The organism is Salibacterium halotolerans (assembly GCF_900115625.1).
GTDB lineage: Bacteria > Bacillota > Bacilli > Bacillales > Marinococcaceae > Salibacterium > Salibacterium halotolerans.
The window spans coordinates 22798-36545 of record NZ_FOXD01000021.1 but is presented as its reverse complement, the minus strand read 5'-3'; the positions used below and the strand labels follow the sequence as shown (position 1 = coordinate 36545).

12 protein-coding genes are annotated in these 13748 nt (G+C 50.7%); all 12 read left to right on the top strand.

Going from position 1 to position 13748, the window contains the following annotated elements:
- The first annotated feature begins 1 nt into the window (after position 1).
- The 12 genes from purR to yabN all read left to right on the top strand — a co-directional run bounded on the left by purR (position 2) and on the right by yabN (position 13746).
- Positions 2–838 carry a pur operon repressor gene (gene purR / locus BM124_RS14955; protein ID WP_093338715.1) on the top strand — a complete coding sequence of 279 codons (837 nt, stop codon included), beginning with the start codon at positions 2–4 and terminating at the stop codon, positions 836–838.
- Positions 838–1212, top strand: coding sequence for a RidA family protein (locus tag BM124_RS14950; protein WP_093338714.1), 375 nt, complete (start codon positions 838–840; stop codon positions 1210–1212). Before purR ends, BM124_RS14950 begins: the two co-directional genes overlap by 1 nt.
- A gap of 127 nt (positions 1213–1339) precedes the next feature.
- Entirely contained in the window at positions 1340–1633 is a 294-nt protein-coding gene (spoVG, locus tag BM124_RS14945; protein ID WP_093338712.1) for a septation regulator SpoVG, read from the top strand.
- A gap of 217 nt (positions 1634–1850) precedes the next feature.
- Positions 1851–3215: a bifunctional UDP-N-acetylglucosamine diphosphorylase/glucosamine-1-phosphate N-acetyltransferase GlmU gene (gene glmU / locus BM124_RS14940; RefSeq protein WP_093338711.1), complete on the top strand. Its 1365-nt coding sequence runs from the start codon at positions 1851–1853 to the stop codon at positions 3213–3215.
- Positions 3216–3249: 34 nt separating this feature from the next.
- Positions 3250–4200: a ribose-phosphate diphosphokinase gene (locus BM124_RS14935; RefSeq protein ID WP_093338710.1), complete on the top strand. Its 951-nt coding sequence runs from the start codon at positions 3250–3252 to the stop codon at positions 4198–4200.
- A 114-nt stretch (positions 4201–4314) separates the two neighbouring features.
- On the top strand, positions 4315–4956 hold the full coding sequence (locus tag BM124_RS14930) for a 50S ribosomal protein L25/general stress protein Ctc (protein WP_093338708.1): 642 nt from the start codon (positions 4315–4317) through the stop codon (positions 4954–4956).
- A gap of 90 nt (positions 4957–5046) precedes the next feature.
- Positions 5047–5610, top strand: a complete 564-nt coding sequence (gene pth / locus BM124_RS14925) for an aminoacyl-tRNA hydrolase (RefSeq protein WP_093338707.1) — start codon at positions 5047–5049, stop codon at positions 5608–5610.
- 72 nt (positions 5611–5682) lie between these two features.
- Positions 5683–5916: an anti-sigma-F factor Fin gene (gene fin, locus BM124_RS14920; RefSeq protein WP_093338706.1), complete on the top strand. Its 234-nt coding sequence runs from the start codon at positions 5683–5685 to the stop codon at positions 5914–5916.
- Between the two features lie 199 nt (positions 5917–6115).
- The gene (gene mfd, locus BM124_RS14915) at positions 6116–9652 is read left to right on the top strand and encodes a transcription-repair coupling factor (RefSeq protein WP_093338704.1); all 3537 of its coding nucleotides are present in this window, start codon (positions 6116–6118) and stop codon (positions 9650–9652) included.
- 206 nt (positions 9653–9858) lie between these two features.
- The gene (gene spoVT / locus BM124_RS14910; RefSeq protein ID WP_093338749.1) at positions 9859–10398 is read left to right on the top strand and encodes a stage V sporulation protein T; all 540 of its coding nucleotides are present in this window, start codon (positions 9859–9861) and stop codon (positions 10396–10398) included.
- Positions 10399–10639: 241 nt separating this feature from the next.
- Positions 10640–12253 (top strand): putative polysaccharide biosynthesis protein, encoded by a 1614-nt coding sequence (locus tag BM124_RS14905; RefSeq protein ID WP_093338702.1) that lies wholly within the window; start codon positions 10640–10642, stop codon positions 12251–12253.
- Complete coding sequence (gene yabN, locus BM124_RS14900) at positions 12250–13746, top strand: bifunctional methyltransferase/pyrophosphohydrolase YabN (RefSeq protein ID WP_244504358.1); 1497 nt, start codon at positions 12250–12252, stop codon at positions 13744–13746. The genes BM124_RS14905 and yabN overlap by 4 nt, the downstream gene beginning before the upstream one ends.
- Positions 13747–13748 lie beyond the last annotated feature (2 nt).

The window sequence follows — 13748 nt, the reverse complement described above, 5'->3', positions numbered from 1 at the left end:
TATGCAGAAAATGAAACGAAGCGGCCGATTAGTGGATATGACGTACTATTTGATTCAGCATCCACATCAGCTGGTATCCCTCAGCTACTTTTCAGAACGATACCAATCAGCCAAGTCCTCCATCAGCGAAGACTTAACGATTGTGAAAGAAATTTTTGAGTCGCAGGGGTTCGGTTCGTTATGGACGATTCCCGGAGCGGGCGGCGGAGTCAAGTATGTTCCGGTCGTATCGCTCGAGGAAGGGACGGAACTGGTTGAATCGTTGTGCACTAAACTTGAGGATAAAGAACTGCTGCCAGGCGGTTATTTGTACATGATGGACGTTCTCGGTGATCCACGGCTGATGAACGACGTCGGACGGCTGTTTGCTTCGGTGTATGCCGAGCGGCAGATTGATGCGGTCATGACGGTGGCGATGAAGGGCATTCCGCTCGCCTATTCGATTGCTTCCCACCTCGATGTGCCGGTTAGTATTGTGCGGCGGGACCATCGTGTCACGGAGGGGTCGATGGTAAGCATCAACTATGTCTCCGGATCAGCCAAACGGATTCAGACGATGTCGCTCTCGAGAAGAAGCCTTCAGGAAGGTGCCAACGTGCTGATTGTAGACGACTTCATGAAAGCAGGAGGCTCCGTCCGCGGTATGATGGATCTTCTGCACGAATTTAATGCCAACGTTGTCGGTGTTGGTGTTCTGGTCGAGGCCGAAGATGTAGAGGAACGTCTTGTGGACGATTACGTCTCGATTGCACGGCTCGAAAAAGGCCATGAACGGCAAAAACAGGTGAAAGCCGTTCCGGGAAATTTTCTTGATACATTAAGAGAGGTGAATACGTAATGGAATCGATTCATACAGACAAAGCGCCCGCAGCGATAGGACCGTATTCCCAGGGGATTAAGGTAAACGGTGTGTTTTACAGTTCCGGGCAGATCCCTCTGACACCGGATGGTAATATGGTGGAAGGCGGACTGCGTGCACAGACGCATCAAGTATTTTCCAATGTGCAGGCCGTGCTCGAAGAAGCAGGGGCTTCACTGAATACTGTTATCAAAGCGTCTGTCTTTACAACAGAAATGGAAGATTTTTCAATAATTAATGAAATTTACGGTGAATATTTTCATGCGCATCAGCCGGCCCGATCCTGTGTCGGTGTCGCGGCGCTTCCGAAAGGAGCGCTTATTGAAATAGAAGTCACCGCGCTTGTGGAATAAAAAACGATTCTCTCCGCACCTTATCATGAAATAAAAATAATTTTTTTCTATCAAAAGAAGGAAAACTCTGCCTATCTGTTGAAGGGTATGGCAGAGCTATTTTTATATGGAAAAAGGTGGTGAAAGAATGCAGGTTACAGACGTTAGGCTCCGCCGGGTGAATACCGACGGCCGGATGCGTGCTATCGCATCTATTACGATGGACGGAGAGTTTGTTGTGCATGATATAAGGGTGATTGACGGGAATAACGGACTGTTTGTCGCTATGCCAAGCAAACGGACGCCGGACGGGGAATTCCGGGACATTGCCCATCCGATTTCCTCTCACACCCGGGAGAAAATACAGACGGCTGTACTGGGTGAGTACGAGCGTCAGGGAGAGTTTGAAAAGCCGGAATATGAAGAAGCCGGAGCTTCCTGAACAGCCGGATAGAGCCCGGGGGGTACAATTACAGCTATTATACTTACGTGATCAGGCGGAAGCCGCTTACAGAGCAGCCGCCTGATTTTTGTTTTTGGCGGACCCTGCAAAATATTCCATTACCGGAAGCCGTTTTGAATATAGCGTCTTTCCTTGAAATATGAAGGCTTTTAGGATATATTCGTAAGGGAAAAAACGGTGAGTTGGAGGAAAAACAATGAACAATCGTTATGGGGTTGTATTGGCCGCAGGCCAGGGAAAACGAATGAAATCCGACCTGTATAAAGTACTTCATCCTGTATGCGGCAGACCGATGGTGGAGCATGTTGTGAACCAGGCTGCCGAGGCGGGGCTCGATGATATTGTGACAATTATAGGACACGGTGCCGAGGCTGTGAAAGAGCATATCGGTAATCGTGTTTCTTATGTGCTTCAGGAAGAACAGCAGGGAACCGGCCACGCCGTGATGCAGGCAGAGGACCACCTGAAGGATAAAGAAGGAGTGACGGTTGTTCTTTGCGGGGATACCCCATTAATACGCGCGGAAACGGTAGAGTCGTTGATAGAGCACCACGAACAGACACAAGCCAAGGCAACCGTTTTGACCGCTCATACGCCCGACCCCTCCGGTTACGGGCGTGTTATCAGAAACGACGAAGGACACGTACTGCGAATTGTGGAAGAAAAAGATGCGGACAGAGCGGAGCAGCATGTCAACGAGATCAATACGGGCACGTACTGCTTTGACAATAAGATGCTTTTTGAAGCGCTTCGCGAAGTGGGAAATGAAAATGCGCAGGGAGAGTATTACCTTCCGGATGTTCTTGAGATATTGAAAGGCCGGGGCGAAGTGTTATCGGCCTGGCAGACTGCTGACTTTTCAGAGGCCATCGGCGTGAATGACCGGGTGGCACTGGCTGAGGCCGAAAAGGCGATGAAAAAGCGGATCAACACCTATTGGCTGAAAGAAGGGGTGACGATTGCCGATCCTGATCACACCTATATTTCTCCGGACGCCGTTATAGGTCGTGATACCACGCTTCATCCCGGAACGGTTCTGAATGGAGTGGTGGAGATTGAAGGAAACTGCGAAATCGGGCCGTTTTCCGAGATTACGGACAGCCATGTAAGCGCCGGAACCGTCGTCCGGCAGTCGGTGGTTTCCGACAGCCGCGTCGGGCAGCGTGTGAAAATCGGCCCTTATGCCCACATCCGCCCTGCATCAGAACTGGGTGATGATGTGAAAATCGGCAATTTTGTCGAAGTGAAAAAATCATCCTTCGGAAATGGAAGCAAAGTACCTCATCTGAGTTATATCGGAGATGCAGCAGTCGGTAAACGGGTCAATATGGGATGCGGTTCCATTACAGTCAACTATGATGGAACCCAAAAGTACACAACAACCATTGAAGATGATGTGTTTGTGGGCTGTAATGCGAATCTGATTGCGCCTGTGAAAATCGAAAGAGGCGCCTATGTTGCTGCCGGATCCACCATTACCGACGATGTGCCGGAGCATTCGTTGTCGATTGCGCGGAGCAGGCAGACCAACAAAGAAGGATACGTGAAAAACAAAGAATAAAGCTTTCACATTACATTTACGGAGGGAATAATCCATGCCAATTTACGACGATCCTTATCTAAAGGTGTTCACGTTGAACTCCAACCCGGAACTTACCCGGGAAGTAACAGACCAAATCGGAGTCGAGATGGGAAAAAGTTCTATTAAACGTTTCAGCGACGGGGAAATACAGGTGAACATCGAAGAAAGCATCCGGGGCTGTGATGTGTTCCTTGTACAGTCCACATCCGAACCGGCGAACGAGCATCTGATGGAACTTCTGATTATGATTGATGCGATGAAACGGGCTTCGGCAGCGACCATTAATGTGGTTATTCCGTATTACGGGTACGCCCGTCAGGATCGCAAGGCCAAATCAAGACAGCCAATTACGTCCAAACTCGTTGCCAACCTTATCGAGAAAGCGGGGGCGACAAGAGTTCTCAGTGTAGACCTGCACGCCTCCCAAATTCAGGGGTTTTTCGATATCCCGGTCGATCAGCTTCTCGGCGAGCCGATTTTATCGAAACACTTCCTGGATAAAGGCATGGAAGATACCGTCATTGTCTCTCCGGATCACGGCGGTGTCGTCAGGGCAAGAAAAATGGCGGACCGTATGAAAGCTCCGATTGCCATTATTGATAAGCGCCGTCCGGAACCAAATGTCTCCGAAGTCATGAATATTATCGGGGACGTGGAAGGGCGGACCGCGATTATTGTGGATGATATCATTGATACGGCCGGCACCATGACACTGGCGGCTGACGCGCTGCTTGAAAAAGGCGCCAAAGCGGTCTATGCCTGCAGTACGCACCCTGTTCTTTCCGGGCCTGCCATTGAACGCATTGAGAACTCCAATATTGAGGAACTTGCTGTAACGAATACGATTGTTCTTCCGGAAGAAAAGCAGGTTGAAAAAGTGACACAGCTTTCGGTGGCGCCGCTTATTGCAGAAGCCATCATACGCGTTCATGAACAGACGTCGGTAAGCACATTGTTTGATTAACATAGGGAAAACCCCGGCGGCATATTGATATTCGTCAAGCGAAATGGTATAATCCTTTCTCAGGTGGGTTTGAAAATAGATTCCCTAAATGATAATAGAACGAGGTGAATAATTATGGCTGCAGTACTCGAAGCCAATCCAAGAACGGATTTAAGAAAATCCGCATCCAAACAGCTTCGCGCCGATGGACATGTGCCGGCTGTTCTTTATGGTAAAGATACAGCAAGCACGGCGGTGTCCGTTCCTAATATCACGTTTGTCAAGACAATTCGTGAAGTAGGACGTAACGGCATTATTGAACTGGACGTCGACGGAGAATCCGACAAGCATAAGGTGATTGTCCACGACATGCAGGTAGACCCGATCAAAGATTATCTCGTACACATCGATTTCTTTGAAGTCGACCTTAAATCAGAAATGGAAGCCGATGTTTCCGTGAATCTGACAGGCAGTGCGCCTGGTGAAAAAGAAGGCGGCGTGCTTTCCCCGCTTCTTTACAACATCACCGTACGTGCCCTCCCGACAGATATTCCGGAAGAAATCACCGTGGATATCTCGGAACTGGGTGTCGGCGATTCTGTTCAGATCGGAGACCTTACTGCCGGCAAGGCATATGAATTCGTGAACGAATCGGAAGAAACGGTTGTAACGGTTCAGCCTCCGGAGCAGGAAGAGCCCGAAGAAGAAGAGAACGCAGAGGAGCCTGAACTCGTCGGCGCTGAAGACAAGGACGAGGCAGACAACGACAGCAACTAATATCGTTTGAACAGAGGAAAAGGTATAGCCGTGGCACGGTTATGCCTTTTTACTGTCCAAAACGAAGCAGGCAGAAAAGAGGGACGGCCCATGAAGCTTATTGCAGGTCTTGGCAATCCCGGCCGCAAATACGAAAAAACACGGCATAATGTGGGCTTTCAGGCGGTAGATCATCTGGCTGGGAACCTAAACCTATCCTGGAAAAAAGAAAAAAAGAGATGGACCGCCGAAACGGTCATCGACGGCGAAAAAATTTTCCTGATTAAACCGCTTACGTATATGAATCTGTCCGGAGAGGCGCTGCAGCCTCTGATGGATTTCTACGAGGTTCCTGCGGAGAATCTTTTAGTGATTTATGATGATCTGGATCTATCCCCGGGAGTGCTTCGTCTCCGCCTGAATGGAGGACACGGGGGACACAACGGTCTGAAATCTATTTTTCAGGAACTGGGAACAAAAGAGTTCAAACGCATACGGCTCGGCGTCGGACGCCCGGACGCCGGAGGCGATGTCATCTCCCACGTTCTCGGAACATTCCCGCCGGAGGAAAAAAAGGAAATGCAGGAATCCGTGCCGCTTGCAGCAAAGGCCGCCGAATCCTGGCTTTCTCACTCTTTCGCAGAAGTAATGAATCATTATAACAGGAAAAATTAGCCGGTTTTTTTGTATACCATCATTTGTGCCGGCCATACTATAAAGAAACATTTTTCCAAAGGAGCTTTTTGTATGGCTATCCGTTATTACTGCAGGCACTGCAGTACCGATATCGGGACGCTGGAAGAGGAGGATCAGATGCTGTCTTCCCGGCTCGGGCTGGATCAGCTGACTATCGAGGAGCAGCAGCAGATGGTTCATTACGGGTCGGACGGTCACGTACACGTAAGAGTAACGTGCGAGCATTGTGAAGAAGCACTGCGGCAGAATCCCCACTTTCACGAATTGGACAGGTGGATTCAGTAATGTTCCGGCATACGCAAAACACATTGGGACTGGTCTTTCGTAAACAGGATGCGGGAAAAAGGCCAGCCCTTTTTCTTATTGATTAAAGAAAAGATACTGTTTTCCATCCTTTTTTATTCATGGGATGATGGATGGAAAGAGACAGGAACACACGGCTGCGCTGCAGCCGTGGTACGGGAATGAAGGAGGAACGAGTGTCATGAAGGGATTGCAGAACGCTCTGTCCACAAATGACCATGTAAAAGCGGTATTGGAAGGCATTCAACATGGAATGAAAGAACAATTGGCAGCAGGATTGAGCGGCTCTGCCCGCTCTCTGTTCATGGCGCTTGCCAAAGCGGAAGTGGACCGGCCCCAGCTCATTATCACCCACACCCTGCTGCAGGCTCAGAAGCTGTATGAGGATCTCATTGATTTAACGGATGCCCCCGTTTACTTATACCCGGTTAATGAACTGATAGCTTCTGAAATAGCCTCGGCCAGTCCGGAAATGAGAGCACAGCGGATCGAAGTACTGGATGCGTTGACCGATGATTTTCGGGGCATTGTCATTTCTCCGGTAGCCGGGGTGCGGAGGCTGCTTCCGCCTGTTTGTCTCTGGAAAGAGTCACAGGTGCCGGTTAAGATGGGGGACGACGTCGATCCCGGGACACTGCTGCCCCTGCTGTTGTCGCTTGGATATCAACGGGCGGATATGGTGTCGGCCCCGGGCGAATTCAGCCTGCGCGGCGGTATCATTGACATTTACCCACTTACCGAAGAACATCCGGTCCGGATTGAACTGTTTGATACAGAAGTGGATTCGATGCGCTATTTCCAGGCGGAAGACCAACGCTCGCTCGACCATATCCAGGAAATTATAATTGGTCCTGCCGAAGAGACCATTTTATATGCAGAACAGTTTGAAAAAGCGGCAGAACGTCTGGAACACTCGCTTGCAGAAACCCTGCAGCATGTACAGGAAGATGAAGTGAAAGAGAAGCTGCGGTCCTATCTCGGGTATGAAAAAGAACAGCTCGAGCAGCAGAGCCGCTTTCAGGGCATTTATAAATATATGCAGTATTTTTACGAAGAACCGGCAACGCTGCTGTCTTACTTTCCGGACGAGACGGTTCTGTTTATGGACGAAATCAGCAGGGTTCAGGATATGGCGGAGAGTCTGGACAAGGAAGAAGCCCAGTGGTCGGCGGACGTGCTGGAGCAGGGACAGGCACCGAAAGACCTTTCCCTGTCAAAGGACTTTGAGAACCTGTTTAAAGAAAAAGACCATCCGATTGTCTATTTTTCTCTTTTTCTCAGAAACATTCCATCCATTCACCCTCAAAACGTAGCCAACATTCAGTGTAAAGCGATGCAGCAGTTCCACGGCCAGATGCATGTGCTGCAGAATGAAATGGAGCGTTGGAAGAAAGACGGGTACACGGTCGTTTTCGCCGCGGCGGATGAAGAGCGGATGAACAAACTGCAGAATGTTCTCTATGACTACGGCATGGAGGCGGATAAAGCGGATACGGGAGGCCCTTTCACACCGCAGCGTCCGTCGATCATCAAGGCCCAGTTGAACAGCGGCTTTGAACTGCCGATGGAAAAAACGGCCGTCATCACCGAAGAAGAGACATTCACGAAAAAAGTAAGCCGGCCCAAGCGGCAGCAGAAACTCTCTAATGCAGAACGGATCAAGAGTTATTCCGAACTGAAGACAGGGGATTTGGTCGTCCACGTCAATCATGGCATCGGAAAATACCTCGGTATAGAAACACTTGAAGTCAACGGAGTGCACCAGGATTATCTCAATATCTCCTACCGCGGCAATGACAAGTTGTATGTTCCGGTGGAACAGATTGATCTCGTCCAGAAATATGTCGCTTCGGAGGAAAAAGAGCCGAAAGTCCACGCGCTTGGAGGATCGGAATGGAAAAAAGTGAAGCGGAAAGTGGAATCTTCCGTGAAGGACATTGCCGATGACCTGATTAAAGTCTACTCGGCGAGAGAAGCTTCCAAAGGTCACGCATTCAGCAGTCATGAAGAAGAGGAACAGGAATTTGCGGCCACGTTTTCCTATCAGGAAACAGATGATCAGCTGAAAGCGATCCAGGAGATCAAGGAAGACATGGAACGGGAGCGCCCGATGGACCGCCTTCTCTGCGGGGATGTCGGTTATGGTAAAACAGAAGTCGCCATCCGCGCGGCCTTTAAGGCAATTCTGGACGGAAAGCAGGTGGCGATGCTCGTTCCGACTACCATTCTCGCCCAGCAGCATTTTGACACATTGACCGAACGTTTTGCCGACTACCCGATCAACATCGGCATGCTGAGCCGGTTCCGCACGAAAAAGCAGCAGTCTGATACGATCAAGAGCCTGAAGACAGGCGGTCTGGATATTGTTGTCGGCACGCACCGGGTATTGTCCAAAGATATTACGTTTAAAGACCTGGGCCTACTGATTGTGGATGAGGAGCAGCGTTTCGGGGTAACACACAAAGAGAAAATCAAGCAGCTGAAGGCCAACATCGATGTACTGACGCTGACAGCGACACCGATTCCACGTACGCTGCACATGTCGATGCTCGGCGTCCGCGATCTTTCTGTCATTGAAACGCCGCCTGAAAACCGCTTCCCTGTCCAGACATATGTGATGGACTACAATCCGTCGCTTGTGAAAGAGGCAGTGGAGCGGGAAATAAGCCGGGGCGGGCAGGTGTATCTTCTGTACAACCGGGTGGATGACATCAGCAGAATGGCCGATCAGGTCTCGATGCTTGTCCCGGATGCTGAAGTAGCTTATGCCCACGGCAGAATGAATGAGCAGGAACTGGAGTCGGTCATGATCGATTTTCTCGAAGGAAACAAAGACGTGCTCGTCACGACGACCATCATTGAGACCGGCGTCGACATCCCGAATGTGAATACGCTGATCATTTATAATGCTGATAACATGGGATTGTCCCAGCTTTACCAAATCAGGGGGAGAGTGGGGCGTTCCAACCGTGTCGCCTATGCGTATTTCACGTACCAGCGGGATAAGATATTGACTGAGATCTCGGAAAAACGGCTGCAGGCGATCAAAGAATTCACCGAGCTTGGGTCCGGCTTTAAAATTGCGATGCGGGATCTGTCCATCCGCGGAACCGGGAACCTGCTCGGCGCAGAGCAGCATGGATTTATTGAATCCGTCGGTTTTGATTTGTATTCCGAGATGCTCAAAGAAGCCATTGAGGAGCAGAAAGGTGAAGCACCGAAAGAAACGGAACCGGAAATGGAAATGGACGTGCGGCTGGATGCTTATATCCCGGCATCCTATATCGATGATTCCAAGCAGAAGATTGAGATGTACAAACGGTTCAAGGGATTGGAAACGCTTGAAGACCTGCAGGATCTTCAGGACGAAATGATCGACCGTTTCGGCGAATATCCCCAGGAAACGGCGGACCTTTTTGCGGTGTCAAAAATCAAACTGCTGGCAAAACAGAACGGCGTGCAGTCTATCACCCAGCAGGCGGATCAGACGACGATCCTGCTTTCTGAACGGGCCAGTCAGGCGACAGATGGTGCGGCTCTTTTTGAAGCCGTGCATGAATTCGGAAGAGAAGTGGGCATCGGCGCCGAAGAACAGCGGATTAAGCTGGCGGTGCATCAACGTAAAATGTCGAGCCGGCAGTTCCTCGACGTTATGGAGGCGCTGATGATGAAACTTCCGGAAACGAAGAAAGAAGTCGAAGAGACGGCTTCCTCCTGATCCGAGTTGCGGAGAGTGCCTGCCTTTTTTTGAAAACGGATGAATAGTTCTTTTCTGCTCGTGGATAATAAAGACAATACAGGAATCAGGCACACAGTTTTTTCGTCTCTTGTTTGTCAGAGTAGAGCATTCGAAAAACAGCCTTTATTTTAGTCTCTTATCCATCTTAGGAAAACGAACAGCAGAAAGGGAGGCAGCTCAACGTGATGAAAGCAACTGGTATTGTACGACGTATTGATGATTTAGGAAGGGTGGTCATTCCAAAGGAAATCCGCCGCACCCTCCGTATCCGGGAAGGGGACCCTCTGGAAATTTTTGTTGATCGGGACGGTGAAGTGATTCTGAAGAAGTATTCTCCGATCTCCGAGCTTGGGGATTTTGCCAAAGAGTACGCGGAAGCATTGTATGACACCCTGCATCACCCTATCCTTGTCGCAGACCGTGACACCTATATAGCAGTATCGGGCGGGGCTAAAAAAGACTATGCCAATAAAAGTATCGGCCGGGTGGTGGAAGATGCCATCTCGGAACGAAAAACGAAAGTGACATCTGTGAAGGGCGATTATAATATGGTCAGCGATCATGAAGAAGCGATGAAAGGATACGCGGTCGCTCCGATTATTGCAAATGGCGATCCAATCGGAGCGGTTGTGATGATAGCCAAGGACGACAAGGTGGATGAAGCTATCTCGGGCAAACTCCTCGAGACCGCCTCCGGATTTCTGGCCAGACAGATGGAACAGTAACAAAGAAAAGACCAGCCATCGTCTCACATGAACATGAAAAAGAAGGAACCTGTAACAGTCGGGGTTCCTTTTTTTGTTTATCATAGCTGCCAGGCAAGTGAAAAAGTTGGGGTTTTAAGATCCAGCTCCAGTGCCCAACCGCTCGGAGGCTCACAGGATGTGGCGCTCTCAGCTGAATGTCCGCTGTTTGGGGCGCTTGCGCTTTTCATATGGTATACTTGGGGATTAGAGGAAGGAAGAGATGGTTATGAGCGGTGCGGGCAGAAACAATAGCAGATGGTGGAAAGGCGCGATGTATGTGACGGCGGCTGCCTTCACCGGGAAAGTACTGAGTGCTCTGTACCGGGTGCCTTATCAAAACATGGCGGGAGACCAGGGGCTGTATGTCTATCAGCAGGTCTATCCACTGCTTGGAACGGCGATGATTACAGCGATGTATGGCTTTCCGGTCGCTCTTTCCGGTATGATGATGGAGCGGGGAGCCGATCAAAAACCAAAAGAAGCCGAAGAGACGGCCCGTGCCGCGTTTGTGCTGCTCCTTCTCGTTCACGGGTTCCTTTTCGGGGCGCTTGCCTTCACATCGCCGTTCATTGCTTCCTGGATGGGGGATCCGGATCTTACGAATATTTTGCGCCTGGCAGGTCTGGTGCTGCTATTCGTTCCGTTTATATCGATGGTGCGCGGTTATTATCAGGGGATTGGACAGATGCAGCCCGCCGCTGTTTCACACCTTGTGGAGCAGGTCATACGGTCTGCCGCCATTATAGGCTTTACGGCCCTGGTTGTATGCCGGGGACTTGGTCCTTATGCCGCCGGAAGAGCCGCCGCAGCCGCGTCTGTGCTTGGTGCGGCAGCGTGCGCCGGATATCTTTTTGTCGTCTGGAGACGAAGAGACCATCGCCGGGGTGTCCTTGTTTCCAACGTCATCCAGCGGATGAAAGATATCCGGCGGACGTTTCTGCTGCGTGGACTTCTTGCGGCATCAGGGGCGATGATTTTTCTGCTGTATCAATGGGTCGATGCTTTTACTGTCGTGCGTCTGTTAATGGAGAAGGCGGCAGGCTCCGAACAGGCAAAAGCCCTGAAAGGCATGTTTGACCGGGGACAGCCGCTGCTGCAGTTCGGGACTGTGCTTGCCACATCGTTTGCGATGACAGTCGTTCCGCTCATTCAGAAAGAAAAAAATACTGGAAATGAAGATCAATCCGCGTCCTATGCCGGATTCGCGCTGCGACTTACACTGTTTAGCGGGAGTGCGGCGGCAGCGGGGTTGATCATGATAGCAGAGCCGGTCAACATCATGCTGTTTGAAAATCAGGCAGGGACTGGAGCTCTCCGTATTCTCGCGGCGGCCCTTCTGTTCAGCGGAATCATTATGATCACATCGGCGGTCATGCAGGGCCACTATCATTTCCTTCGTCCCGTGCTGTTTCTCGGTCTGGGGGCGGCTGTGAAAACATTCGGTAACCTGGTGCTTGTCCCGGTTTTCGGCATCCGGGGAGCAGCGGCGGCCACGGTACTTGGTATGGCGGTAACGGCAGGATGCAGCAGCATCGAAGTGTTTCGCCATCAGGCAGTCCGGCTGCCGTCTCGTGCGTGGATAGGGAAGCTTGCTGCGTCCCTTGCGCTCATGGTGACCATGCTCGTCATTACAGACGCCGGTTTTGACCAGCTTTATGACGGAAACTCCCGCCTTTATGCTGCATGTCAGGCACTAACCTCCGCGGCGGCGGGGGTTGTACTGCAGGCGGTCCTGGTGAAAAAATGGGACTTGTTCACAAAAGAAGAACGGATGCATCTCCCTGTTTTTCATCACTTGGACAGCCTTTTGAAACGGAAAGGAGAAAAAGTGTGACGACAAAACAAGATACTTATACCAATGTCCCTGTGATACATATCATCGGACTCGGACCCGGTGACTTATCGGGACTTGCGCTTGGCACATACAAGACACTGACGAAAGCAGAGCGGCTGTACCTGCGGACAGAAGAACATCCTTCAGCCAAGGAACTGAAACTGGAAGGGATTTCGTTTCACAGTTTTGATGAAAGGTATGAACAGCACGACACGTTTGAAGCGGTGTATGCTGCCATTACTGGTGAGCTGCTGGAGGCGGCCGGGCAGTACCGCCGTATTTATTACGCCGTTCCCGGTCATCCGATGACGGCGGAGGATACGGTGCAGCAGCTGCTGGAAGAAAAGAGAGCAGGACGTATCCACGTGACGATAAGCGGCGGACAGAGTTTTCTGGATCCTATGTTCACCGCCCTGCAGGTGGATCCTAATGACGGGTTTCAGCTGCTGGATGCAACAGCGCTGAATCTGGATGATATCCGGATGAACCAGCATATTATCATCAGCCAGGTTTATGATCAGTTGACTGCTTCGGAAGTGAAGCTGACGTTGATGGAAAAGTATCCGGATGACTACGGGGTTACCCTCGTCACCGCCGCCGGCATGGATTCAGAAACGCTGCGGCGCCTGCCGCTGTATGAACTGGACCGGATGGTGGAAGTGGATAACCTGACGGCTCTTTACGTTCCCCCGGCAAAGGAGCAGCTTATGTACCGGGACTTTTCCACGCTGCGCAGGGTGATTGATGCGCTGCGTGCGCCGGACGGCTGCCCGTGGGATAGAAAACAAACCCACGAATCCCTGAAAAAATATATGCTTGAGGAAGCTTACGAAGTATTGGATGCCATCGATGAACAAAACGATGATCATCTGGAGGAGGAACTGGGGGATGTGCTGCTGCAGGTACTTTTGCATGCCCGCATCGGCGAAGAAGACGGATTCTTTACGATCGATGACGTCATCGGGACGTTAACGGAAAAGATGATCCGCCGCCACCCCCATGTGTTTGGCGGGGAAACCGCGGATACCGAAGAACAGGTGAATGCCAGCTGGGAAGCATTGAAGGAGAAAGAAAAAGCAGATCAGCCACCTGCCGAGCGCTTTGACGACATTCCAGGTTCCATGCCGGCGCTGATGCAGGCCTATGAACTGCAGAAAAAAGCAGGGAAAGCCGGCTTTGACTGGGATGATGATGCGCCGATGTGGAAAAAACTGCAGGAAGAACTGGCGGAATGGCTGTATGAAATGAAACACGGCTCTGTAGAATCCAGGAAAAAAGAATACGGCGATGTCCTGTTTGTGATTGTAAACCTCGGCCGATTTTACAAACTTTACCCGGAAGAAGCCCTTTATATGACCAATCGCAAGTTCAGACAGCGCTTTGACTATGTGGAAGAAGCACTGAAACAGCAGGGCCGCTGCCCGGAAGACGCCACGCTTGAGGAGATGGACGGTTTCTGGGAAGAGGCCAAAACAAAGAACAAGGGAGAGTGACG

What these genes read in the sequence shown, in the direction of transcription:
- purR (WP_093338715.1), top strand. Translation starts at nt 2, where the DNA reads ATGCAGAAAATGAAACGAAGCGGCCGATTAGTGGATATGACGTACTAT.
- BM124_RS14950 (WP_093338714.1), top strand. Translation starts at nt 838, where the DNA reads ATGGAATCGATTCATACAGACAAAGCGCCCGCAGCGATAGGACCGTAT.
- spoVG (WP_093338712.1), top strand. Translation starts at nt 1,340, where the DNA reads ATGCAGGTTACAGACGTTAGGCTCCGCCGGGTGAATACCGACGGCCGG.
- glmU (WP_093338711.1), top strand. Translation starts at nt 1,851, where the DNA reads ATGAACAATCGTTATGGGGTTGTATTGGCCGCAGGCCAGGGAAAACGA.
- BM124_RS14935 (WP_093338710.1), top strand. Translation starts at nt 3,250, where the DNA reads ATGCCAATTTACGACGATCCTTATCTAAAGGTGTTCACGTTGAACTCC.
- BM124_RS14930 (WP_093338708.1), top strand. Translation starts at nt 4,315, where the DNA reads ATGGCTGCAGTACTCGAAGCCAATCCAAGAACGGATTTAAGAAAATCC.
- pth (WP_093338707.1), top strand. Translation starts at nt 5,047, where the DNA reads ATGAAGCTTATTGCAGGTCTTGGCAATCCCGGCCGCAAATACGAAAAA.
- fin (WP_093338706.1), top strand. Translation starts at nt 5,683, where the DNA reads ATGGCTATCCGTTATTACTGCAGGCACTGCAGTACCGATATCGGGACG.
- mfd (WP_093338704.1), top strand. Translation starts at nt 6,116, where the DNA reads ATGAAGGGATTGCAGAACGCTCTGTCCACAAATGACCATGTAAAAGCG.
- spoVT (WP_093338749.1), top strand. Translation starts at nt 9,859, where the DNA reads ATGAAAGCAACTGGTATTGTACGACGTATTGATGATTTAGGAAGGGTG.
- BM124_RS14905 (WP_093338702.1), top strand. Translation starts at nt 10,640, where the DNA reads ATGGTTATGAGCGGTGCGGGCAGAAACAATAGCAGATGGTGGAAAGGC.